Source organism: Microbacterium algihabitans (assembly GCF_032464975.1).
Taxonomy (GTDB): Bacteria; Actinomycetota; Actinomycetes; order Actinomycetales; family Microbacteriaceae; genus Microbacterium; species Microbacterium algihabitans.
Map to the genome: position 1 here is coordinate 87,266 of NZ_JAWDIU010000001.1, position 22,676 is coordinate 109,941.

At 71.4% G+C, this 22,676-nt stretch carries 19 protein-coding genes; 3 read left to right on the plus strand and 16 right to left on the minus strand.

Annotation, left to right across the window (positions count from 1 at the left end; genetic code table 11):
- Positions 1–38 precede the first annotated feature (38 nt).
- Both RWH43_RS00430 and RWH43_RS00435 read right to left on the minus strand, forming a co-directional pair.
- A complete protein-coding gene (locus RWH43_RS00430) occupies positions 39–683 on the minus strand; it encodes a hypothetical protein (RefSeq protein ID WP_316000374.1) in 645 nt (214 codons plus the stop codon).
- A gap of 55 nt (positions 684–738) precedes the next feature.
- Positions 739–3,177 carry a heavy metal translocating P-type ATPase gene (locus tag RWH43_RS00435; RefSeq protein WP_316000375.1) on the minus strand — a complete coding sequence of 813 codons (2,439 nt, stop codon included), beginning with the start codon at positions 3,175–3,177 and terminating at the stop codon, positions 739–741.
- A gap of 139 nt (positions 3,178–3,316) precedes the next feature.
- Between RWH43_RS00435 and RWH43_RS00440 the strand changes: the two genes are divergently transcribed.
- Positions 3,317–4,684: an MFS transporter gene (locus RWH43_RS00440; protein WP_144828425.1), complete on the plus strand. Its 1,368-nt coding sequence runs from the start codon at positions 3,317–3,319 to the stop codon at positions 4,682–4,684.
- A gap of 262 nt (positions 4,685–4,946) precedes the next feature.
- On the opposite strand, the gene RWH43_RS00445 is transcribed toward RWH43_RS00440, so the two are convergent.
- From RWH43_RS00445 to RWH43_RS00465, 5 genes are read right to left on the minus strand one after another with little or no spacing between them, the layout of a single operon-like run.
- Complete coding sequence (locus tag RWH43_RS00445) at positions 4,947–5,891, minus strand: bifunctional riboflavin kinase/FAD synthetase (RefSeq protein ID WP_316000376.1); 945 nt, start codon at positions 5,889–5,891, stop codon at positions 4,947–4,949.
- Positions 5,888–6,307 (minus strand): hypothetical protein, encoded by a 420-nt coding sequence (locus RWH43_RS00450; protein ID WP_144828431.1) that lies wholly within the window; start codon positions 6,305–6,307, stop codon positions 5,888–5,890. The genes RWH43_RS00445 and RWH43_RS00450 overlap by 4 nt, the downstream gene beginning before the upstream one ends.
- A gap of 47 nt (positions 6,308–6,354) precedes the next feature.
- Positions 6,355–6,723: a hypothetical protein gene (locus tag RWH43_RS00455; protein ID WP_144828434.1), complete on the minus strand. Its 369-nt coding sequence runs from the start codon at positions 6,721–6,723 to the stop codon at positions 6,355–6,357.
- Positions 6,720–7,613, minus strand: a complete 894-nt coding sequence (gene truB, locus RWH43_RS00460; RefSeq protein WP_144828435.1) for a tRNA pseudouridine(55) synthase TruB — start codon at positions 7,611–7,613, stop codon at positions 6,720–6,722. Before truB ends, RWH43_RS00455 begins: the two co-directional genes overlap by 4 nt.
- Positions 7,613–8,116 (minus strand): nucleoside/nucleotide kinase family protein, encoded by a 504-nt coding sequence (locus RWH43_RS00465; protein ID WP_144828438.1) that lies wholly within the window; start codon positions 8,114–8,116, stop codon positions 7,613–7,615. Before RWH43_RS00465 ends, truB begins: the two co-directional genes overlap by 1 nt.
- Positions 8,117–8,269: 153 nt before the next feature.
- Here RWH43_RS00465 and RWH43_RS00470 point away from each other — a divergent pair, with 153 nt between their 5' ends.
- Positions 8,270–9,148: an HhH-GPD family protein gene (locus RWH43_RS00470; RefSeq protein ID WP_316000377.1), complete on the plus strand. Its 879-nt coding sequence runs from the start codon at positions 8,270–8,272 to the stop codon at positions 9,146–9,148.
- 381 nt (positions 9,149–9,529) lie between these two features.
- Here the strand turns inward: RWH43_RS00470 and rbfA are convergent, their stop codons facing one another.
- The 8 genes from rbfA to RWH43_RS00510 all read right to left on the minus strand — a co-directional run bounded on the left by rbfA (position 9,530) and on the right by RWH43_RS00510 (position 20,785).
- Entirely contained in the window at positions 9,530–10,027 is a 498-nt protein-coding gene (gene rbfA, locus RWH43_RS00475; RefSeq protein ID WP_144828444.1) for a 30S ribosome-binding factor RbfA, read from the minus strand.
- Between the two features lie 220 nt (positions 10,028–10,247).
- On the minus strand, positions 10,248–13,061 hold the full coding sequence (gene infB / locus RWH43_RS00480) for a translation initiation factor IF-2 (RefSeq protein WP_316000378.1): 2,814 nt from the start codon (positions 13,059–13,061) through the stop codon (positions 10,248–10,250).
- A 93-nt stretch (positions 13,062–13,154) separates the two neighbouring features.
- A complete protein-coding gene (locus RWH43_RS00485) occupies positions 13,155–13,406 on the minus strand; it encodes a YlxR family protein (protein WP_316000379.1) in 252 nt (83 codons plus the stop codon).
- Positions 13,407–13,440: 34 nt separating this feature from the next.
- Entirely contained in the window at positions 13,441–14,430 is a 990-nt protein-coding gene (gene nusA / locus RWH43_RS00490) for a transcription termination factor NusA (protein ID WP_316000380.1), read from the minus strand.
- A gap of 120 nt (positions 14,431–14,550) precedes the next feature.
- Complete coding sequence (locus tag RWH43_RS00495; protein ID WP_316000381.1) at positions 14,551–15,153, minus strand: HD domain-containing protein; 603 nt, start codon at positions 15,151–15,153, stop codon at positions 14,551–14,553.
- A gap of 288 nt (positions 15,154–15,441) precedes the next feature.
- Positions 15,442–17,937 carry a glycogen/starch/alpha-glucan phosphorylase gene (locus tag RWH43_RS00500; RefSeq protein ID WP_316000382.1) on the minus strand — a complete coding sequence of 832 codons (2,496 nt, stop codon included), beginning with the start codon at positions 17,935–17,937 and terminating at the stop codon, positions 15,442–15,444.
- 94 nt (positions 17,938–18,031) lie between these two features.
- Positions 18,032–19,870 (minus strand): lipase family protein, encoded by a 1,839-nt coding sequence (locus tag RWH43_RS00505; protein ID WP_316000383.1) that lies wholly within the window; start codon positions 19,868–19,870, stop codon positions 18,032–18,034.
- A 111-nt stretch (positions 19,871–19,981) separates the two neighbouring features.
- The gene (locus RWH43_RS00510) at positions 19,982–20,785 is read right to left on the minus strand and encodes a MerR family transcriptional regulator (RefSeq protein ID WP_316000384.1); all 804 of its coding nucleotides are present in this window, start codon (positions 20,783–20,785) and stop codon (positions 19,982–19,984) included.
- A 102-nt stretch (positions 20,786–20,887) separates the two neighbouring features.
- On the opposite strand from RWH43_RS00510, the gene RWH43_RS00515 reads away from it, so the two are divergent.
- Positions 20,888–21,697 (plus strand): DUF1206 domain-containing protein, encoded by an 810-nt coding sequence (locus RWH43_RS00515; RefSeq protein WP_187358349.1) that lies wholly within the window; start codon positions 20,888–20,890, stop codon positions 21,695–21,697.
- Between the two features lie 9 nt (positions 21,698–21,706).
- Here RWH43_RS00515 and RWH43_RS00520 read toward each other — a convergent pair whose 3' ends face one another.
- Positions 21,707–22,528, minus strand: a complete 822-nt coding sequence (locus RWH43_RS00520; protein WP_316000385.1) for an aldo/keto reductase — start codon at positions 22,526–22,528, stop codon at positions 21,707–21,709.
- Between the last annotated feature and the right edge of the window lie 148 nt (positions 22,529–22,676).

The following is a 22,676-nucleotide window of genomic DNA, read 5'->3' on the forward strand; positions in this document are numbered from 1 at the left end:
GACGGGGTCGCGACCATTCTACCCGCTCGGCGAGCCGATCAGCGAGTCAGCGTGGCGAGAATGTCTTCGGTGTACCCGTCGGGGTTGACGTTGATCCACGAAGTGCTGATCCACAGGCCCGTCGACGGCGACAGGGCCTGCGTCTCACCGCGCTCGTAGGGCTTGTCGTCGAGCGAGACCCCGCGCTGGTCGATGCGGCAGATCGTGGCGTCGCCGGAGCTCTCGCACCCGAAGCCCGCGTCGGTGAGGGCACCGGTCACGGTCGCCGCCTGCGCGGCGTCGATGACCGAGACGTTGGTCGCCATTCCGGTGTCGCCCGGGGCGCCCCACGTGCAGCGCAGGGTCGGCACCGCGGCGAGCAGTTCGAGCAGCGGCGCCTGATCCGTCGACAGCAGGGTGATGCCGGGGTCGTTCAGCGGCGGCACCTGGGCCTCGAGCGTGGAGCGCATCGTGGGCGAATAGATGTCGTCGCACGAGGCGGGAAGGGCCGTCGTCGGCGTCGCTGTCGGCGTCGGCGTGGGCGTGGGGGTCGACGAGGCGACGGGGGCCGGGGTCGTGGCATCCGCGCTCGGGGTCGACGTGCTCGCGGTGCCGGTCTCGGCCTCGGGCACGCACGCGGTCAGGGCGAGGGCGACGACGGCTGCTGCGGCGCCGAGGGCTCCGACGCGGGCGAGGGGGGACATGCAACCTCCAGGGATCGCCTCGACCCTAACCCGCGCCCGCGACGGCGCCCCGCTCTCACGCCGCGCGTCGCAGGCGCAGGCTGTTGAGCACGACGAACACGCTCGAGAACGCCATCGCCGCCCCCGCGAGCATGGGGTTCAGCAGTCCGAGCGCCGCCAGCGGCAGGGCCGCGACGTTGTAGGCGAAGGCCCAGAACAGGTTGCCGCGGATGATCCGCATCGTCCGGCGACTCAGCGACACGGCGGTGACGATGCCGCGCGGATCATCGCGCATGAGGGCGAGATCGCTGGCGTGCAGCGCGGCATCCGTCCCCCCGCCCATGGCGATCCCCAGATCGGCGGATGCCAGGGCGGCGGCGTCGTTGACCCCGTCGCCGACCATGGCCACGGTTCGCCCCTCTGCGCGCAGGGCCGCGATCTCGTCGACCTTTCCCTCGGGCAGCACGCCGGCGCGCACGCGCGAGATGCCGAGCTCGTCGGCGACCACGCGGGCGATGCGGGGGTTGTCGCCGGTGAGCAGCACCGGTTCGAGTCCGAGCGCGCGCAAGCTGTCGACCGCCGCACGACTCTCGGGCCGCACGGTGTCGGCGACCTCGATCACCGCGCGGGCGGTCGCGGTGCCGTCGGCGTCGGCCCAGCCGGCGACGATCACGGTGCCACGCTCCTCCCCCGCGGCCACGGCGTCCGCCAGCTCAGAGGGGAGCGCGGCGCCCAGGTCGGCGGCGAGCGACGGCCGCCCGGCGAAGACGCGCACGCCGTCGACCAGCCCGGTGATCCCGCGGCCGGGCAGGGCCTGAAGGCCGGTGGCGACCTCGCCGTCACCCGCGGCCTCGACGATCGCGTGGGCGACGGGGTGCTCCGACCCGCGCTCGAGGGCGGCGACGCGCTGCAGGGCGGCGGCGGCATCCTGCCCCTCGACGACGGTGACGGATGCCACGCTCATGCGCCCCGACGTGAGAGTGCCGGTCTTGTCGAGCACGATCGTGTCGATGCGTTCGGCCGACTCGAGTGCCGCCGGTCCCGTGACGAGGATGCCCAGCTGCGCCCCCCGACCGGTACCGACGAGGATCGCGATCGGGGTGGCGAGACCGAGCGCGCAGGGGCAGGCGATGATGAGCACCGCGACGGCCGCGGTGAACCCCGCAGCGACGGGTTGGCCTGCGACCAGCCACGCGACGAGGGTCAGCACCGCGAGAACGATCACGACGGGCACGAACACCCCCGAGATGCGGTCGGCGAGGCGCTGCACGCGGCTCTTGCCGAGCTGGGCGTCTTCGACCAGGCGCGCGATGCGGGCGAGGCGGGTCTGCTCCCCCACGCCGGTCGCGCGCACGACGAGACGGCCGCCCGAGGCGATCGTGCCGCCGGTGACGCTCGAGCCGGGCCCCACGTCGACGGGCAGCGACTCGCCCGTCAGCATGCTCTCGTCGACCGCGGCGCGCCCCTCGAGCACTTCGCCGTCGGTGGCGATCGTGGCCCCCGGCCGTACGACGAACACATCGCCCACGGCGAGCGCGTCGACGTCGATGCGCCGACCGTCCGCCAGCTCGGCCTCGCGGGCGCCGAGGTCGAGCAGCGAGCGCAGGGCGGCCCCGGCCCGGCGGGTCGAGCGCTGCTCGATGACGCGGCCGAGCAGCAGGAACACCGTCACCGCGGCCGCGACCTCGAAGTAGATCACCGAGGTCGCGTCGTGCACCGGACCGAAGAGCATGACCTCGTGGCGGATGCCGATGACCCCGGCGGTGCCGAACACCAGCGCCCACACGCTCCACAGGTAGGCCGCGAAGGTGCCCAGGGTGATCAGCGTGTCCATGGTGGCCGCGCCGTGGCGGGCGTTGCGCAGGGTCGCGCGGTGGAACGGCCACCCGCCCCACAGCACGATCGGCGTCGCGAGCACGAGCGAGACCCACTGCCAGCCCGGGAATTGCCACGCGGGCACCATGCCGAGCGCGACGACGGGCACGGCGAGGGCGAGCGAGACCCACAGCCGCACGCGCAGCGGCGTGGAGCCGGGCGCGTCGGCGGTGTCGTGCACGTGCCCACCAGAGTGGTCGGTGGTGTCGTCGTGGGCGTCACCGTGCGCCGGGACCGCGGCATCCGGCGCCGGGTGCGGTTCGGCGTCGGGCGCCAGGGCCCGGCCGGTGACGGCGTCGATCGGGCCGCCGGGGGCCGGAACGGGTGCGAGCACCGGGTCAGCGGCATCCGGGATCACGGATGCCGACGCAGCCGCCGTCACCGCTCGCGGGGCGTTCCGCGTCCGGACGGTGGCGTCGTACCCGGCGGAGCGCACCGCGTCGACGAGTCTCGAGGTGTCGAGCGACGCGGGGTAGCGCACGCGCGCGGTCTCGGTCGCGAGGTTCACGGCCGCGTCGACGCCCTCGACGCGGCCCAGTCGCTTCTCGACGCGGGCGACGCAGCTCGCACAGGTCATGCCCTCGATGTCAAGCACGGCCTCGGCGGTGTCGTTCGCCGCGGCATCGGTGTTCTCGCCCATGGCTGCTCCTCCGGTCATGCCCTTCACAACAGCATACCCCCTAGGGGTATTTCCATCTCGGGGATCCGGATGCCGCGTCCTCCACCCCCGCGCCTGTCCACCCCGCGCGCGGGGGCGACGGCGGACGTACGCTGAGGCCATGGCCGAGACGATGACGCGAGAGCAGCGCGTCGTGCTCGCCATCGCCGTACTGGCGTCTTTCGTGTCGTTCCTCGACGGCACCGTCGTCAACGTGGCCCTTCCCGCGATCGCGCGCGACCTCGGCGGCGGACTCACCACCCAGCAGTGGGTCGTCGACGCGTACCTCGTGACGCTGGGCGCGTTCATCCTCGTCGCGGGTTCGCTGAGCGACGTGTTGGGCCGCGTCGTGGTGCTGCGCATCGGTCTCATCGGATTCGCCGTGACCTCGGTCGCGATCGCCGCCGCGCCCACCGCGGAGTTCCTCATCGTCGCGCGCGCCCTGCAAGGGGTCGCGGGGGCGCTGCTCGTCCCCAGCTCGCTCGCGCTGATCACCTCGACCTTCCGCGGACCCGCGCAGGCTCGCGCGATCGGCATCTGGACCGGCGCGACCACCGTCGCGATGATCGCCGGTCCCCTCATCGGCGGGATCTTCGTCGACACCCTCTCGTGGCGCCTCGTCTTCCTCGTCAACGTGCTGCCGATCGGGGTGACGATGTGGCTGCTCGCCCGCCTCGGCCACCGCGACCACCGCCGACCCGGTGCCCGCGTCGACGTCATCGGGGCGATCCTGTGCGCGGTGGGCCTCGGCGGCATCGTGTTCGCCCTCATCGAGCAGCCGAACCTCGGCTGGGGATCCCCCGTGATCTGGGCTCCGGGGATCATCGGCGCCCTCGCCTTCGCCGGATTCCTCTGGCGCCAGCGCGTCACGCCCGACCCGATGATGCCCCTCGACCTCTTCCGCTCGCGCAACTTCTGGGCGGGCAACCTCGTCACCGTCTTCGTCTACGCCGCGCTGTCGCTGAACGGCTTCGTCGTCGGCGTGTACCTGCAGCAGGGGGCCGGGCTGTCGGCCACCCTCGCGGGGCTCGCCTCGCTGCCCAGCACTCTGTTGATGATCGGGCTCAGCTCCCGCATGGGCGCGCTCGCCGGTCGGTTCGGCCCGCGCCTGTTCATGACCCTCGGCCCGCTCGTGATGGCCATGGGCGCCGTGCTCCTGCTGAACGTGCGCGCCGACTTCGACTACTGGACGCAGGTGCTGCCGGGCATCGTGGTGTTCGGCCTGGGCCTGACGGCCACCGTCTCGCCGCTCACCGCTGCCGTGCTCGGCGCCATCGAGACCGAACGGTCGGGCATCGCCTCCGCGGTCAACAACGCCGTCTCCCGCGTGGCGGGCCTGCTGGCCATCGCCGCGGTCTCGGCCGTGGTGGGCGGATCGCTCGACCTCGACGGCTTCCACCGGGCCGCGGTGTTCACCGCCGCGCTGATGGTGCTCGGCGGCGCGGCGGCGTTCTTCGGCATCCGGAATCATCTGTCGCGCCAGGACTGACGCGAGGCGCGGGGACTGACCCGGGGCGCCGGGTGTTCCGCGGCCGGTCGGGCGCGGTGGTCTCGGGGCGGCTCGGCTCGCGCGCGGTGCCGGGAGCACGCCGCAACCGTCGGTTGCAGATGGCCCCGGGGCCACGGCCAACGCCCCGGGGCCACGTTGCGCGCCCCGAAGCCGTTCCAGCCCGACCGGCGCCCCAGCCCGGCCCGCCGCCCAGCCCGGCCCGCTGGCCCGGCCCGGCCCGCGCCCCAGCCCGCTCCGCCCTTCAGGCGAGGATCGCGCGCGAGCGCTCGACGTCGTCGGCCATCTGCACGAGCAGCGCGTCGATGCCGTCGAACGCGGTCATCCCGCGCACCCGCTCGACGAAGCGCACCTCGACGTGGTGGCCGTACAGATCGAGCCCGGTCTCGTCGATGACGTACGCCTCGACCTGGCGGGAGTGCACGTCGTCGAACGTGGGGTTGGTGCCGACGCTGATCGCGGCGGGGTAGCTCGTGCGGCGGCCGCCGTCGACGTCGACCAGCCAGCCGGCGTAGACGCCGTCGGCCGGCACGAAGCCCTCGAGCTCGGGCGACAGGTTGGCCGTGGGGTAGCCGAGTTCGCGGCCTCGTTTGAGTCCGTGCACGACCTCGCCCCAGACCGAGGGGGCGCGTCCGAGCAGGCGGGCGGCAGTGGTGACGTCGCCCGCGGACAGCGCTTCGCGGATCCAGGTAGACGACACGCGTCGGTCGGCGTGCACCGCGCGGACGTCGTCGACCACGTCGACGCGGAACCCGTGCTCTTCACCCATGCGCACGAGCAGGTCGGGGTCGCCCATCCCTCCCGCGCCGAAGCGGAAGTCGCGTCCTACGAGCACCGTGCGGGCCTCGAGCGCGTCGACGAGCACGCGCGTGACGAAGTCCTCGGCGGGGATGGATGCCAGCTGTTCGTCGAACGTGAGCAGCAGCGTGGCGTCGACTCCGGCGCGCTCGAGAAGGTCGAGCTTCTGGTGCGGTCCGATCACATCGGGCGGGCACTTCTCCGGACGCAGCACGCTGAGCGGATTGCGGTCGAAGGTGACGGCGACGACCTTCGCTCCCCCCGCCGCGTCGACGCGCGCCCGGTCGATGACCGCGCGGTGGCCGGTGTGCACCCCGTCGAACTTGCCGATCGCCACGACCGACGGCCCGAATCCGGCGGGGACCTCGGCGGGGTCGCGGAAGACGATCACGACGCGGTCCGTCGGTGCCGGATCAGCCACCACAGACCGAGGAACGGCAGAACGAGCGGGATGAAGAGGTAGCCGTACCCGTAGACCGACCACACCGTGGGGTGCTGGAACAGCGCCGGGTCGACGAGGCTCAGGGTGCCCACGACGAGGACGCCGACGAGTTCGAAGCAGATCGCGATCCACGCGACGCGGTACCAGGCGGGGCGCGCCGAGAAGATCAGCGCGAGGGTGGCCAAGATGTACACGACCGCGGCGAGGGCCGACAGCGTGTACGCGACGGGGGCGTCGTCGAACTCGCGGACGATCTGCACGAACGAGCGACCGGTGGCGGCGAGGGCCATGATGCCGTAGACGACGACGAGGACACGGCCGATGCCGGTCATCCCCCGGGAACGGGTGGGAGCTGTGGATGCCATGACCTGTCGATTCTAGTTCGCTCGGGCCCGCACCGATCCGCCCGCGCTCAGGCGAGCTGCACCGTCCAGATGACGTGCATGCGCCACACCATCACCGCGACGGCCAGCGCCGCCACGCCCATGATCACCGTGCTCCACCGACTGCGCTCGATGAGCGCCCACGCGGCTCCCGCGACGGGCACGAGCGCGGCCGACACCAGGTAGGTCCAGAACTCCAGCAGGCTGCCCGAGGGCGGGTTGCCCGCGAACGGCGAGATGATCGCCACGACGATCTGCACGATGAGCAGCAGTTCGATGAGCGCGAGCGAGCCCACGGTGACGTCGCCGGGGCGCCGGCCGAGGAGTCCGGCGACCATCGCGACGACTCCCGCGAGCACGGCGATGCCCACCTGCACGAGGGTGAACCACAGGATCATCGGGCGGCCTCCACGGGCATGTTCATGACGCTCTTCACCTGCGTACCGCGTTTCTCGACGACGCCGATCAGGAGCCCGTCGGGGTCGATCGCGGCGGCGACGGCTCCGGTCAGGCGACCGCCGCCGTCGATGCGCTTGCCGTGCCGCAGGTCGCGTGCGTCGTCGGCGCCCACCGCGAGGACGCCCATGACGACGGCCGCGGCGGTCGCCGGCTCGACGAGGGCGTCCTCGGCGATGTCGTCGACGGAGGCTGCGGCGGAGACGTCGAACGCCCCGATGCGCGTGCGGCGCAGCGCCGTCAGGTGTCCCCCGATCCTCACCGCGCGCCCGAGGTCGCGAGCCAGGGCGCGGATGTACGTGCCGCTCGTGCAGTCGACGACCACGTCGAGCTCGATCGTGCCCTCACCGCGGCGCATCTCACGCACCTCGAACCGCGACACCGTGACGCTCCGCGCCTTCAGCTCGACCTCTTCGCCGGCGCGAGCGAGGTCGTAGGCGCGGCGACCGGCGACCTTGATGGCCGAGACGGTGCTGGGCACCTGTTCGATCGCACCGGTGAGGGCGGCGATGCCGGCGGCGATGGCCTCATCGGTCACGGCGACGACGTCAGCGGCATCCGCCCGTGCCGTTTCGACGCCGTCGGCGTCGTCACTGTCGGTGGCGACTCCGAGCAGGATGGTCGCCTCGTAGGTCTTGTCGGCGCCGACGATGTAGGTCAGAAGGCGCGTCGCCCCCTCGACGCCGAGCACGAGGAGGCCCGTCGCCATCGGGTCGAGCGTGCCGGCGTGCCCGATCTTGCGGGTGCCGAGCGCGCGCCGCGCCCGCGACACGACGTCATGGCTCGTGATCCCTCCGGGCTTGTCGACCAGGAGGATTCCGGGACGCACCATCAGCAGAAGTCTCCGAACACCTGCACCGGGTGCGCGGGGTCGGAGTTCTCGACGATGACGGATGCCGCGACGCGCGGCCGCGACTCGCTGAGGTAGTGCTTCTCGGCATCCGGAAGCTCGGGGCGCGCAGCGCCGACGGGCGGGTTGCTCTCGAGCCAGACGGAGAAGTTCCAGAGCTTGCGCAGCTCGACGGTGTGGAGGAAGCGGCCCGACACGACGAGCACGGCGTCGGCCGGCGCGGCCGACGCCCCGCTGAACGGCTCGCCCGACCGGAACGGCGCGACGAGGCGGTCGCGCACGTCGTCGGCGTGGTCGGCAAGGCTCTCACGGAACACCGCGGTGCCCTCGACCTCGATGGCGGCGGCGAACGCATCGGCGAAGGTCGAGGCGGCGTCGGCATCGAGCGCGTCGACCGCCACGACGACGCGGCCCGCGCGGGCGTTCTGCCGCATCAGGTCGCGCAGGTTCCGCTGCAGGGTCTCGACGGGGTTCTCACTCGACATGCCTCCAGCCTACGGTCGACCACCGACACTCGACCCCTCCCGCCGCCCCGCGACGGCCAGGGCGCAGTGCTCCCCGTCGCGCAGGAACGGGATCGGCGCGGACAGCGTTCATGCGCGAAGTCCGGCCCCCTCCGGCGACCGTAGGCTGGACGGATGCCAGGACTCGCCGCCCCGCTCATCGCGTGGTATCGCGACGCGGCCCGCGACCTCCCCTGGCGTCGCGAGGGGTTCGGCGCGTGGGGCACGCTCGTCAGCGAGTTCATGCTGCAGCAGACGCCGGTGAACCGCGTCGTTCCGCACCTCGAGGCGTGGCTGACGCGCTGGCCGACGCCCGCCGACCTCGCTGCCTCTCCCCCGGGCGACGCCGTGACCCAGTGGGCGAACCTCGGCTATCCGCGCCGCGCGCTGTGGCTGCACCGCGCCGCCGTCGAGATCCGCGACCGCCATGACGGCGTGGTCCCCCGCGACGTCGACGCCCTGCTGGCCCTGACCGGCATCGGCGACTACACCGCGCGGGCCGTCGCGGTCTTCGCCTACGGCGATCGGCATCCGGTCGTCGACACGAACACCCGACGTGTGCTCGCTCGCGCGATCGGCGGCCGCGCGCAGCCGGGTCCGCCCCACCGCCGCGACCTCGAGGCGATGGAGGCCGAACTCCCCGCCGACATAGCCGAGGCCGCGATCGTCAACGCCGCCGCGATGGAACTCGGCGCGATCGTCTGCACCGCCCGCGCGCCGAAGTGCGAGGCGTGCCCCCTCGCGGCGCAGTGCGCGTGGCGGGTGGCCGGGTACCCGGCATCCGAAGACCGACGACGCAAGCAGGCCACGTATGAGGGAAGCGATCGCCAGACCCGCGGGGCGGTGCTCAAGACCCTGCGCGAGGCGGCGCCCGCGGCGGTTCCGGTGTTCGCGGTGATCCCCGAGTGGCCGGATGCCGCGCAGCGCGACCGCGCGATCGACTCGCTCATCGCCGACGGCCTCGTCGAAGCCGACGACGACCACCTGCGCCTGCCCGGCCACCCGTCATCCTGACCCGGCCCCCGTCCGGCGCCCCCGTCCTGCGGACCCGACCCCCGACACACCGCCTCAGCCCCCGCCCAGACCGGCGTGTCACACCCCCGGTCCGCACGACGGTCCCGCCCCGCACCCCACCCGCCGTCCTGCGGACCCGACCTCCGACACACCGCCTCAGCCCTCGCCCGGACCGGCGTGGCACACCCCCGATCCGCACGACGGTCCCGCCCCGCACCCCACCCGCCGTCCTGCGGACCCGACCTCCGACACACCGCCCCGCCCGCGCCCCGAACCGGCGTGTCACTCCTGGCATCCGCAGGACGGAAGTCCGGATGCCGCCGAGACGACGAACGGCCGGACTCCGCCGATGAGGCGGGGTCCGGCCGTGTCGTACCGAGGTCAGGCGCGCGGGGCGTCGTCCTCGTCAAGGTCGTCGTTGTCTTCGTCGGCGCTGTCGTCTTCTTCGGCGCTCTCGTCTTCGTCGCGCGGCTTGACGTACGGGTCGGCGTCGCCGGCGTACGCGGCCGTGGCGGCGAGACCGGCGACCGACTGGTCGCGCTCGCGCGCTTCGCGCAGGAGGGCCGAGATGTGGTCGGCGTTCTCGGGGATGCCGTCGAGGATGAACTCCAACGACGGGGTCAGGCGCGTGTTGAGGTTCTTGCCGACCTCGCTGCGCAGCATGCCCGTCGCCGACTTCAGCGCGGCGGCGGTGTCGGCGCGGTGCGCTTCGTCACCCATGACGGTGTAGAACACCGATGCGTGCTGGAGGTCACCCGTGACCCGCACGTCGGTGATGGTGACGAATCCGAGCCGCGGGTCGCGCAGCCCTTTCTCGAGGCGCTCGGCGAGCACCACGCGAATCCGGTCCGCCACTCGGGCCTGTCGTTCCCCTGCCACTGCCTTCTCCTTCTCGTTCTTTCATACCGCCGCGAGTCGAGTGCCCCCGTGGCTCATTGCCGGGCGGGAGTCCCGTCACGGGCAGCCGCACCAGCGTAGGCCGGAGGGGTGTGCATTCCCGAGAGCATCGGGGTAGGGGCCCCGCTCTGCTCTCGGGAATGCACACCCCGCAGGCCGAAGCGGGAGCCGCGTCCGCAGACGCGACTCCCGCCAGGTGTGATCAGCCTCGCGGCTTCTCGACCATTTCGGTGGTCTCGATCTCGTCACCGATCTGGATGTCGTTGAACTTGCCGAGACCGATACCGGCCTCGAAGTCCGTACGAACCTCGGTGACGTCGTCCTTGAAGCGTCGCAGCGACTCGATGGCCAGGCCGTCGGCCAGCACGACACCGTCGCGGATGACGCGAGCCTTGGCGTTTCGCGTGATCGTTCCCGATCGCACGATGACACCGGCGATGTTGCCGAACTTCGAGGAGCGGAACACCTCGCGGATCTCGGCGACACCCGACTGCACCTCTTCGAACTCCGGCTTGAGCAGGCCCTTGAGCGACTGCTCGACGTCGTCGATCGCGTTGTAGATGACCGAGTAGAACCGCACGTCGACACCCTCGCGGGCGGCACGCTCACGGGCCTTCGTGTCGGGACGGACGTTGAAGCCGATCACGATCGCGTTGTCGATCGTGGCCAGGTTGATGTCCGACTCGGTGATCGCACCCACACCGCGGTGGATGATGCGCAGCTGGACGCTGTCGTCGACCTCGATCTTGAGCAGCGACTCCTCGAGCGCCTCGACGGCACCCGACACGTCACCCTTGATGATGAGGTTGAGCGACTCGACCTTGCCCTCTTCGAGAGCGCGGGTGAAGTCCTCGAGCGAGATGCGCTTGCGGGCCTTGGCCAGCTGGGCGTTGCGCTCGGCCGCTTCACGCTTCTCGGCGATCTGACGGGCGGTGCGGTCTTCTTCGGTGACGATGAAGACGTCGCCGGCGCGGGGCACGGAGTTGAGTCCCTGAACCGAGACGGGACGCGACGGGTAGGCCTCGTCGACCGCTTCGCCGTTCTCGTCCATCATCGCGCGGACGCGGCCGTAAGCCGTTCCTGCGACGATCGCGTCGCCGACGCGGAGGGTTCCGGACTGGATGAGCACCGTGGCGACCGAACCGCGACCCTTGTCGAGCTTCGCTTCGATCGCGACACCGCGGGCCGCCTTGTTCGGGTTGGCCGTGAGGTCGAGACCGGCGTCGGCGGTGAGCAGGACCGCATCCAGGAGGGCCTGGATGTTGAGGTTCTCTCGGGCCGAGACGTCGACGAACATGACGTCTCCGCCGTACTCCTCGGCGACCAGACCGTACTCGGTGAGCTGCTGGCGCACCTTGGCCGGGTTGGCGTCGGGCTTGTCGACCTTGTTGACCGCGACCACGATCGGCACATTGGCCGCCTGGGCGTGGTTCAGTGCCTCGACCGTCTGGGGCATGATGCCGTCGTCGGCCGCGACCACGAGGATCGCGATGTCGGTCACCTGCGCACCACGGGCACGCATGGCGGTGAACGCCTCGTGACCCGGGGTGTCGATGAAGGTGATCGCGCGCTCGATGCCCTCGTGCTCGGTCCAGATCTGGTACGCACCGATGTGCTGCGTGATGCCGCCGGCCTCGCCCGCGACCACGTTGGTCTGGCGGATGGCGTCGAGCAGTCGCGTCTTACCGTGGTCGACGTGACCCATGACGGTGACCACGGGAGGACGGATCTCGAGATCGTCCTCGCTCTCGGCCTCGAGCTCGGCGTCGAGGTCGAGACCGAAGCCCTCGAGGAGCTCCTTGTCTTCGTCCTCGGGCGAGACCATCTGGATCTTGTAGCCGAGCTCGGCTCCGAGCACCTCGAAGGTGGCCTCGTCGAGCGACTCGGTCGCGGTGGCCATCTCGCCCAGGTTGAACAGGATGGTCACGAGCGTGCCGGGCTGCACGGTGTAGCCGCGCAAGGCTTCGAGCTTGTCCGCGAAGTCGGCGATGGAGGCACCGCGACGCAGGCGGATGATCTCGCCATTGCCCTTCGAGACGTTGACGCCGCCGACGACCGGCGCCGACCGCATCTCGAATTCCTGCCGCTTCGCCCGACGCGACTTACGCTGCTTGGATTTGCCGCCACCCTTACCGAAGGCACCCGCGGTTCCACCGCCGGGACCACGGCCACGGCCACCGCCGCCACCGGGACGACCGGCGAAACCGCCGGCCGGAGGACCGCCACCGGGGCGCTGGAAGCCGCCACCGGCGCCGCCGGGACGACCGGGACCGCCGGGACGCTGCTGGAACGGAGCGCCGGGACGACCGCCGCCACCGGGACGACCGGCACCACCGGGGCGCGGGGCACCGGGACGCGGGGCGCCGGGGCGCGGAGCCTGCGGACGCGGGATGTTGCCGGGGGTCGGGCGCTGGCCCATGCCCTGCGCCGAGGCGAAGGGGTTGTTACCCGGACGGGGGCCGGCGGGACGCTGGCCCATGCCCTGCGCCGAAGCGAAGGGGTTGTTGCCCGGACGAGCTCCACCCGGACGCGGGGGCGCGCTCGGGCCGGGCTTGGGGGCACCGGCACCGGGTGCCGCGGCACCGGGGGTCGGAGGGGTCGAACCGGGGCTCGGCGGCGACGACGGAGTCGAAGGCTTGGCCGCGGGTGCGGCCGCAGGGGCCGCGGGAGCGGATGCCGCGGGGGCGGCCTCGGCCGGAGCCGCTGCGGGAGCGGCGGGGGCCGCGGGCTTCGCGGGTCCGGGCGTGGGACCCGACGGACGGTTGCCGGGGGTCGCGGCCGGACGAGCCGGACCGGGACGGGCGCCGGGGCGCGCCGCGGAAGCGGCGGGCTTGGCATCCGAAGAGGAAGACGAGCCTTCGGAGGCCAGCGCAGCGCGGAGCTTACGGGCCACCGGGGGTTCGATGGTGGATGAGGGGCTCTTGACGAATTCGCCGAGCTCCTTCAGCTTCGCAAGCGCGACCTTGCTGTCGACGCCGAGCTCGGAAGCGATCTCGTGCACGCGTGGTTTTGCCACAATTCTCCTGTCTGAGGGCCTACCCCGGACAGGGCAGACCGTTAGTTGCGGACGGGTCTCATTTCGAGCCGTTCACTTCGTGTCCATAGCCGTTCAGCCTTTTCGCTGGTGGTGTGATTCGAAGGTCTGCGTGTCAAGCGGGCCTGACACACGCAATGCTCGTACGAAGGCGCGACGTGCAAGCGCTTTGCTCACACACGCGTCCGTCTCGTGCACCCACGCGCCCCGACCGGGAAGAACCGCTCGCTCGTCAGCGACGAGGATGGATCCGTCCGCGACCACACGCAGAAGCGAGGATCGGGGGGCACGTGCGCGGCATCCGACGCACGTTCGTACGGGCTCCATCCTACACCTCGCGATCGTGGGGACGATCGGACGCTCAGTTGTCTTCGAGGATGCTGTCGGGCTGGATGTCGATCTTCGCACCGGTCAGCTTGGCCGCCAGACGGGCGTTCTGCCCCTCTTTGCCGATCGCGAGCGACAGCTGGTAGTCGGGCACGAGGGCGCGGACGGCCTTGGTCGTGGCATCCAGGACGAACGACGAGGTGACCTTCGCCGGCGACAGGGCGTTCGCGACGAAGCGCGGCAGCTCGGCGTCGTAGTCGATGATGTCGATCTTCTCGCCGGCGAGCTCTTCGGTGACGGCGCGCACGCGGCGGCCGAGCTCTCCGATGCAGGCGCCCTTGGCGTTCACTGTCGGGTCGTTGGCCTTGACGGCGATCTTCGAGCGGTGGCCGGCCTCGCGGGCGAGCGAAACGATCTCGACGAGCCCCGCGGCGATCTCGGGCACCTCGAGGGCGAAGAGCTTGCGGACCAGGCCCGGGTGCGTGCGCGACACGGTGATCTGCGGGCCCTTGTTGCCCTTCGAGACGCTCGTGACGTACACCCGCAGTCGCGAGCCGTGGGCGTAGGTCTCGCCGGGCACCTGCTCTTCGGGCGGGAGGATCGCCTCGACCGTGCCGAGATCGACGTGGACCATGCGCGGGTTGGGGCCCTGCTGCACGACGCCGGCGACGATGTCGCCCTCTTTGCCGCGGAACTCGCCCAGCACGGCGTCGTCGGCGATGTCGCGCAGACGCTGGCTGATGACCTGCTTGGCGGCGAAGGCGGCGATGCGACCGAAGTCGTCGGGGGCCTGCTCCTCTTCGCCGACGATCGCGCCCTCGTCGTCGGTGACGGGGGTGAAGATGCCGACGTGACCGGTCTTGCGGTCGAGAGTGGCGCGCGCTCCCGTGGGGATCTCACCGGTCGGCGAGATGTGCTTGGCGTAGGCCGTCAGGATCGCCTGCTCGATGATGCGCGCGAGTTCGTCGAAGGGGATCTCCTTCTCGCGTTCGATCGTCTTGAGTAGTGCGAGATCGATGTCCACAAGGCCCTCCGTTGTTCAGCTTTCGTCGGCACGACCGGCGCCGACAACCCTCCTACGATACCCGGGATAACCGGCCGCTCGCATCTCGGCGGGCGATCCCGGATGCCGCGACGTCGGGGATCAGAGGGTTTCGAGCGGATTCGCGGCGAGCTTGGCCACCACTCCCCCGTCGACGAGTCGTCGGGCGGCGGTGTCGGGCTTGCGGACGGCCTGATCGAGCACGCACGCGCCGAACTCCGCGGCGAGGGCTCCGCGCGGGTGGGCGGCGAGCACCTCGCGGCGGAAGTCCTCGGGCAGCGCGTCGGGGCGGGCGCCCGAGATGTCGAGGCCCGTCGCGATCTCGAGCAGGTGCCCCTCGGCATCCATCGCCGGATCCACGCGCGGCCAGTTGTGCCGCACGATCACCTCGAGCACGCGCTCGCGGCGGGGCTGCTCCCACCCCGCGCCCGCGGTGAGCGCGACGCCGACGTGCCCGCCCGCGTGTTCGTACGACAGCGTGTGGTTGTCGAATGAGCCGACGGTGCCGATGTCGTGCAGCACCGCGCCGACGTACAGCAGCTCGTGGTCGATGTCCCGGATGCCGTCGATGACGGCGAACGCCTCGGCCCACAACCACGACCGCAGCGCGTGCGCGGTGATCGCGGGCGACTGGTACTGCCGGGCGAGCGAGAGGGCCCCGCGGCCGGCGAGGGTGTCGGGAACGGGGAAGTCGCTGATGCGCACGGGGCCTCCGGGATCGAGAGGCTTCCACTCTCGCGCAGGTCGCCCCTCGACGCCGTCGCCGGTCGGCCAGCCTTCGCAGCCTTTCCGCCAGCGCGCGTGCACAACGCAGGAGATGACAGCGCCGCGCGCGGTGATGCACGCGCGATGACGGGGTGCGCGGTCGGCGCGGCATCCGAATCTCCGGAGTTGTGCACGCACCGCGCCCGTCACCGCCCCAGGTTCAGGCGCCGGAACGACGGATGCCGCGACCTCGGGCGAGCGCCCGGGTCGCGGCATCCGGAAACCGCGTCAGCTCACCGGGGTGGCGTGCCAGATGCGGTCCAGGTAGTCGCGCATGGCCCGATCGGACGAGAAGTAGCCGCTGCGCGCGACGTTGAGGATGGCCGAGCGCACCCAGCCGTCCTGGTCGGCGTAGGCGGCGTCGACGCGGTCCTGGGCGTCGAGGTACGTCGAGAAGTCGGCGAGCGCCATGAAGCGGTCTTCGTACAGCAGGTTCGACACGAGCGGCTCGAACACGGTGCGGTCGCCGCCCGAGAAGGCGCCCGAGGCGATGAGGTCGATCGCGCTGCGCAGCCGTTCGTCCTTCTGGTAGAAGTCGGCGGGGCGGTAGCCCTCGGCCCACAGTTCCTCGACCTCGGGCTCGCTCATGCCGAAGAGGAAGAAGTTGTCGTCGCCGACGAGCTTGCGGATTTCGACGTTCGCGCCGTCGTCGGTGCCGATGGTGAGGGCGCCGTTGAGGGCGAGCTTCATGTTGCCCGTGCCCGAGGCCTCTTTGCCGGCGAGCGAGATCTGCTCCGACAGGTCGGCCGCGGGGATGATGCGCTCGGCCAGGGTCACGTTGTAGTTGGCCGGGTAGACGACCTTGAGCTTGCCCTTGACCCGCTCGTCGGCGCTGACCACCTCGCCGACGGCGTTGATGAGGTGGATGATGCGCTTGGCCATGCCGTAGCCGGGCGCGGCCTTCGCCCCGAAGAGGAACGTGCGCGCCTGCACCTCGTCGACGTCGAGGCGGCCTGAGACGATGCCCTCGTAGGTGCTGACGATGTGCAGCACCTTGAGCGTCTGGCGCTTGTACTCGTGCAGGCGCTTGATCATGACGTCGAGCATGTGACCGTCGTCGAGAGGCGCTTCTCCGCGGGCCTCGAGCACGCTGCTGAGGCGACGCTTGTTCGAGGCCTTCACCGCGGCGAAGCGCTCGCGGAAGTCGGCGTCGTCGGCCAGGGCCTCGAGGCCGCGCAGGCGTTCGAGGTCGACGGTCCATCCGGCACCGAGGGCCTCGGTGATGAGGCTCGACAGGTCGGGGTTGGCCAGGCGCAGGAAGCGGCGCGGGGTCACGCCGTTGGTGACGTTGGTGAACTTGTCGGGCCACATGGTGGCGAAGTCCTTCAGCACGTTGTCGCGCAGCAGCTGCGAGTGCAGCTCCGCGACGCCGTTGACCTTCGACCCGGCGACCGTGGCGAGGTAGGCCATGCGCACTGAGCGCGAAGGGTGCTCGCCGATGATCGACATGTTGCGGATGAGCATCTCGTCGTCGCCGAAGCGCTCGCGCACCTCGAGCAGGAACTCGTCGTTGATGCGGTAGATGATTTCGAGGTGACGCGGCAGCAGGTGACCGAGCAGGTCGACCGACCAGACCTCGAGCGCCTCGGGCAGCAGCGTGTGGCAGGTGTAGGCGAAGCACTTCTGCGTGATCGCCCACGCGGCATCCCACTCGAGCTTCTTCTCGTCGACGAGCACGCGCATCAGCTCGGGCACCCCGATCACCGGGTGGGTGTCGTTGAGCTGGAAGATCACGCGCTCGGGGAGCTTCTCGATGTCGAAGTCGTCGGGCAGCACGTTCTCGATGAAGTCGGCGATGGATGCCGCGACGAAGAAGTACTGCTGCTGCAGGCGCAGCTCCTTGCCCTGGGGCGTGGAGTCCTCGGGGTAGAGCACCTTCGAGATGTTCTCGGCGAAGGTCTGCGCGCGCACCGACTCGACGTAGTCGCCGGAGTTGAAGGTGTGCAGGTCGAAGGCGTTGGTGGCCACCGCACGCCACAGGCGGAGGGTGTTCACGCGGCCGTTGTGGTAGCCCGGGACCATCATGTTGTACGGCACGGCGAGCACGTTCCACTCGGGTACCCAGCGCGTGCGCTCGACGCCCTCGTCGTCGTAGGTCTCGGTGGTGCCGGCGAACGAGATCGTCTGCGCGGCCTCGGGGTGGGCGAAGTCCCACGGCGAGCCCATGCGCAGCCACGCGTCGGGCTGCTCGACCTGCTGCCCCTCGTTGAAGGCCTGGCGGAAGATGCCGTACTCGTACCGGATGCCGTAACCGATGGTGGGGATGCTCATCGTCGCGAGCGAGTCGATGAAGCAGGCCGCGAGGCGACCGAGGCCGCCGTTGCCGAGTCCGGGCTCGATCTCGACCTGGCGCAGGTCGTCGATGTCGATGCCGCACTGCGCGAGCGCCTCGGTCGCGATGTCGGTCAGTCGCGCGGCGAGGAGGTTGTTGTCGAGCTGGCGTCCCAGCAGGTACTCGGCCGAGAGGTAGCAGACGGTCTTGTTCTGCTGGGCCTTCTGCTGCGCGCGATCGTCGAACCAGCGCGCCATGAGGTAATCGCGCACCGTGTACGCCAGGGCCAGGTACTGGTCGTTGACGTCGGAGTTCGACAGCGTGACGCCCTGGTCGAAGTTGAGGTTCTGCAGGAACTGCTTCGCGAAGCCGTCGACGGATGCCGCGGGGGCGACGACCGGCGCGATCGCGAGCGGGTGAGTGGGGCGCAGCTCAGCGGTGTTCTCGGGCATTCTCCGACCGTAATGAGTACGGCCCCCTTGCGCCAACGCGGAACGGGAACGACACACGATCTTCACTCCGGCGCCGTATTGCGCGGAGCGCGTGTCAGCGCAGGCCGCAGCCGTCGATCACCTGGTCTTTGCGTTCGATGAGCTTCTTCGTCCAGTCGTAGAGCACGGGCAGGAATCGCGACTTGGGCAGGATCGGGCGCAGGTGGTCGTAGCCCGCGTAGGTCGCCCAGCGCACGTCCTGACCCTCGGCGCAGAGCTTCGCGACGTAGTCGCGCTGCAGCTTCGGCGGGATCACCTCGTCGTCGGCGCCCCAGGCCACCAGCATGGGCGTGCCCAACGGGGCGGTCATCGCGTTCTCGGCCAGCCGCTCCCCGAGCGCCCCGTCGGTGAGGTCGGCGCTGTAGAGCGGCCTGTCCTCCGACACCCCGAGGGCGGCGAGCACCGACACGACCACGCCGGGTTCGCTCGGGCAGCGCTGCGTCATCTCGAGCACGATCGATCGCGAACCCTCGGCGATGTAGTCGTCGAGGCGCACGTCGGGGTACGTGTCGGAGTAGGGCACCAGCACCCAGGAGGTGATCACCGACAGCATCGCGTTGGGCGGCCCCGACAGCAGCTCCTCGGCGAGCGCGGGCGGATCGGCGACGGGGGCGACCACCGCGGTGCCGAGCACGTCGAGGCCGGGCGCGTAGTCCTTCGCGATCGCGGTGGTCCACAGTGCCGCGTGACCGCCCTGGGAGTGACCCCACACGACGGTGTCGGGCGAGAGCGTCAGGTCGGTGCGCAGTTCGGCGGTCGCGAGCACCGCGTCGAGCGATGAGCGGGCCTCGCCCTCGCCGATCAGGTAGGGGTAGGCCCCCGGTGCCCCCTGGCCGGAGAAGTCGGATGCCACGACCACCCACCCCGCTTTGAGCGCCTGTTCGAGGGCCGGGATCGACCACTTCGTCGCCGAAGCGTCGCGCAGGCTCGGCGCGCAGCCCTGGGCCACCCCGGTCGTGCCGTGGTTCCACACGATGACGGGGCGGGGGCCGGCGGGCGGGTCTTTGGGCACGATGACGAGCGCGCTGGCGACGGCCGGACCATCGAGCGCGTCGCGCGTGGTGTACAGGATGCGCGAGACGTCGCCGTTCTCGGGGAGTCGGCCGAGATAGGCGTCGGAGCGGATGAGGCGACCGTGCCCGCTCGGCACCTGCGCGGGCGGGTCGTAGAACGCGTCGACCACCGGGGCGCCGTCGTCGAGCCAGTCGTTGAGCCACCATCCGCCCGCCGCCGTCGCCACGAGCACGAGCGACAGGGCGTAGCGACCGGCCGCTGCCCAGCGGGCGCGGATCACCCGTCGGCGCACCGCGCGCTGCGCGTCGAAGGGCTCCTTCCGCTGCCGCGGGCGCCGGATGCCGACCACCCCGCGCCAGAACACGCCCAGGCCGAACACGACCGTGCGCACACCGAAGACGACCGCCAGCACCAACACCGTGACATCGGGCCACGTGAACGACAGCAGCCCGAACGCGATCTGAGCGACGCCCCACGCGAGCGCGAGGATGCGTGCGCTCGCGGGACCCGCGCCGGTCGCGCGCCCCACCGAGGCGAGACCACCGATCACCAGCAGCACCGCGAGCACGGGCGGAAGCAGCTCGAGGCTGCGGCCGAGCCAGACGAGCACGGCGAGACCGGCGACGATCCACGCGGCCGAGACCGCGCGCTGCCACCAGCCCGCGGGCCGCCTCACGAGCTCGACGACGCCCATGACCACGGCGCTCGCGCCGACGTACACGCCGAGCAGCACGAGGGAGGTGAGCGGGCGCGAGACGATGAGCACGCCCAGGGCCACCACGATCGCCCCGACTAGCAGCAGCACCCGCGGCGGCGCGTTGCGCACGAGCGCGGGGAGGGCGTTCCACCGGCGCAGGTGCGGTCGGCGGGTCGCGGGCATCAGGCAATGATAAGCACCGTCGCGCGGCGACCCGGGCGGGCCGCCGCGTGCGCTACCGGCTCGCGGGCGGGTGCCGTCGGCCGCTCCCCCGGGGGTCGGAGAGTGGCACGGTCAGGCGGTCGCGACCGGCTGCTGCAGCTCAGTGACCCAGTCGGACTGATCGTCGGACTCGGCCCGCACGTACAGCTCGCGGCACGGACCCGCGGGAACGAACCCCCGCGCGAGGATCTGGGAGTGGATCGACTGCCAGCTCTCCGCGATCCCGTCCATGGGGCCCAGGTGGATGCCGCACACCGCCTGATCGACAGCGGCCAGATCGACGAGGTCCATCCCCTCCCGCGCCGCCCCGCTGTACACGTACCCGGCCACGATCTCGAGCCCGTCCTCGACCGCGGTGTATTGCGCGATCGGGGTCTCGAGTGCACCGCCGACGTCGCCGATCACCGCGGCGACCTCGTGGAAGGCCGGACCGACGATGTCGGCGATGGCCGCCGACGACGGGGCGATCGTGCGCCGAGCCGCCAGGCGGACGGCGGGGAGGGGCTTCTGGATGGTCTCGATCTCGCGCATGCGCGTCTCTCTCTCGATCAGATGGAGCCGCCGCTCCACGTCGACGAGTCGAGCGGCCGCGATCCGGTGCTCTCGCTCGACCTCTGCGCGACGCGCGTGCAGCAGACCGGCGATGCGGTCGGCATCCACCCCCTGATCGAGGATGAGGGCGACGTCGTCGAGGCCGAAACCGAGCTGGCGCAGAGCCACGATCCGGTGCAGCCTCTCCAGCTGCGACGGGTCGTAGGAGCGGTAGCCGCTGAACTCGTCCACGTGCGCGGGCACGAGCAGACCCGCCGTGTCCCAGTGCCGGAGCATCCGGTGGGTCACCTGGCCGATCTGCGCGAACGCTCCGATGGACAACATGATTCCGTTATCCCCCCTCACACGGTGTCAGGGTCAAGCATCCCAGGAGCCGCGCGGCGCAACCGGCGCGGGGTGGGGCACGGAACCGCGTACGGTGCAGAGGTGTCCACCCCCGCCCGCGCCGCCGCCCGAGACGCGGAGGCCAACCCCGCGTTCCGCATCGCCGCGCGCGCGGGGTACGCGGCCAACGGCATCCTGCACCTGCTCATCGGCGGGCTCGTGATCGCGGTCGGCCTCGGCGCGAAGGAGGACAGCGATCAGACCGGAGCGTTCCGCGCGGTCGCCGCGGCGCCCCTCGGCGCCGCCGCTCTGTGGGCCCTGGCCGTCGGACTCGTGGCCCTCGGCGCCTGGCACCTGCTGCAGGCGTTCGCCCCGCGTCACCTCTCGGTGTGGCGCCGGATCGGCCGGATCTTCGCCGAGGCCCCGCAGGGCCTCGTCTTCGTCGCGATCGGGCTGGTGTCGGCATCCGTCGCCCTGGGGGCCCGTCCACGCGCCGAGCAGGCGGCCGAAGACCTCAGCCAGGGCGTGCTCACCTGGCCGATCGGCGGATTCGTGCTCGGCGTGGTCGGTCTCGCGGTGGCCGCGGTCGGCGTCGGCTTCGTCTGGATGGGCCTGCGCCGGTCGTTCCACTCCAAGGTGCGCACGCCGGCAGGCCCCGGCGGCTTCGCCCTCACGGTGCTCGGCGTCGTCGGATTCGTCACGAAGGGCGTGGCCCTGCTGATCGTGGGGGTGCTCGTGGTCGTCGCCGCCGTCACCGTCGAGCCCGACACCGCGGGCGGGCTCGACGGAGCGACCGCCGCCGTCGTGGCCCTGCCCGCCGGCCCCGTGCTCGCCTGTCTCGTCGGTGTGGGATTCCTCGCCTACGGCGTCTTCACGGTCTTCCGCGCGCGGTACGCACGGCTCGACGCCTGAGCTCGGGCCTCAGTCGAGGTCGGGGTTGCGGCCCGTGCGCTCGCCCGTGTCGAGGGTCGCGATGACGGTGTGGTCGTCCTCGTCGAGCGTGAAGTCGAAGACGTCGCCGTTCTCGCGGATGCGGTCGAGCGACACCGACTTCGGGAACACCACGAGGTCGCGATCGAGGTGCCAGCGGATGACGACCTGGGCCGGCGTCTTGCCGTATTTCTCGGCGATGCGGGCGAGCACCGGCTCGTCGAGCAGGCCGCCGCGCGCGAGCGGCGCCCACGACTCGGTCACGATGCCGTTCGCGACGTGCCAGTCGACCAGCTCGTTCTGCGGGAAGCGCGGGTGCAGCTCGACCTGGTTCACGGCCGGCAGCAGTCCGGTCTCGTCGCGCAGGCGCTCGAGGTGCACGACCGAGAAGTTGCTGACGCCGATCGAGGTCGCTCGTCCCTCCTGCTGTAGGCGCTGGAGCGCCCTCCAGGTGTCGACGTAGCGGTCGGCACTGGGGATCGGCCAGTGGATGAGGTAGAGGTCGACGCGGTCGAGACCGAGCTTCGCGGCGCTGGCGTCGAAGGCCCGCAGCGTTTCATCGAACCCCTGGTCGTCGTTCCACACCTTCGTGGTGACGAACACCTCGTCGCGCTCGAGGCCCGAGGCGCGCAGCCCTTCGCCGACCTCGGCCTCGTTGCCGTAGAGCGCGGCCGTGTCGATGTGGCGGTACCCGGCGGCGAGCGCGCCCTCGACGAGACCGGCGGTGACGTCTGCGGGCACCTTGTACGTGCCGACGCCGAGCTGCGGGATGGTGGAGCCGTCGCTCAGCGACAGGCGGGGTGCGGCGATCATGGCATCCACGCTACCGAGTCGCCCGCGCGTGCCGGGTCGCTTGACCACCCGCCCCGACTCGCTGCGTCGAAGACCGCGAAACTGCATCTCGCTGACATGTCGGTTGCAACCTGCAGCCGTGTCGTCAGCGAGATGCAGTCTCGCGATG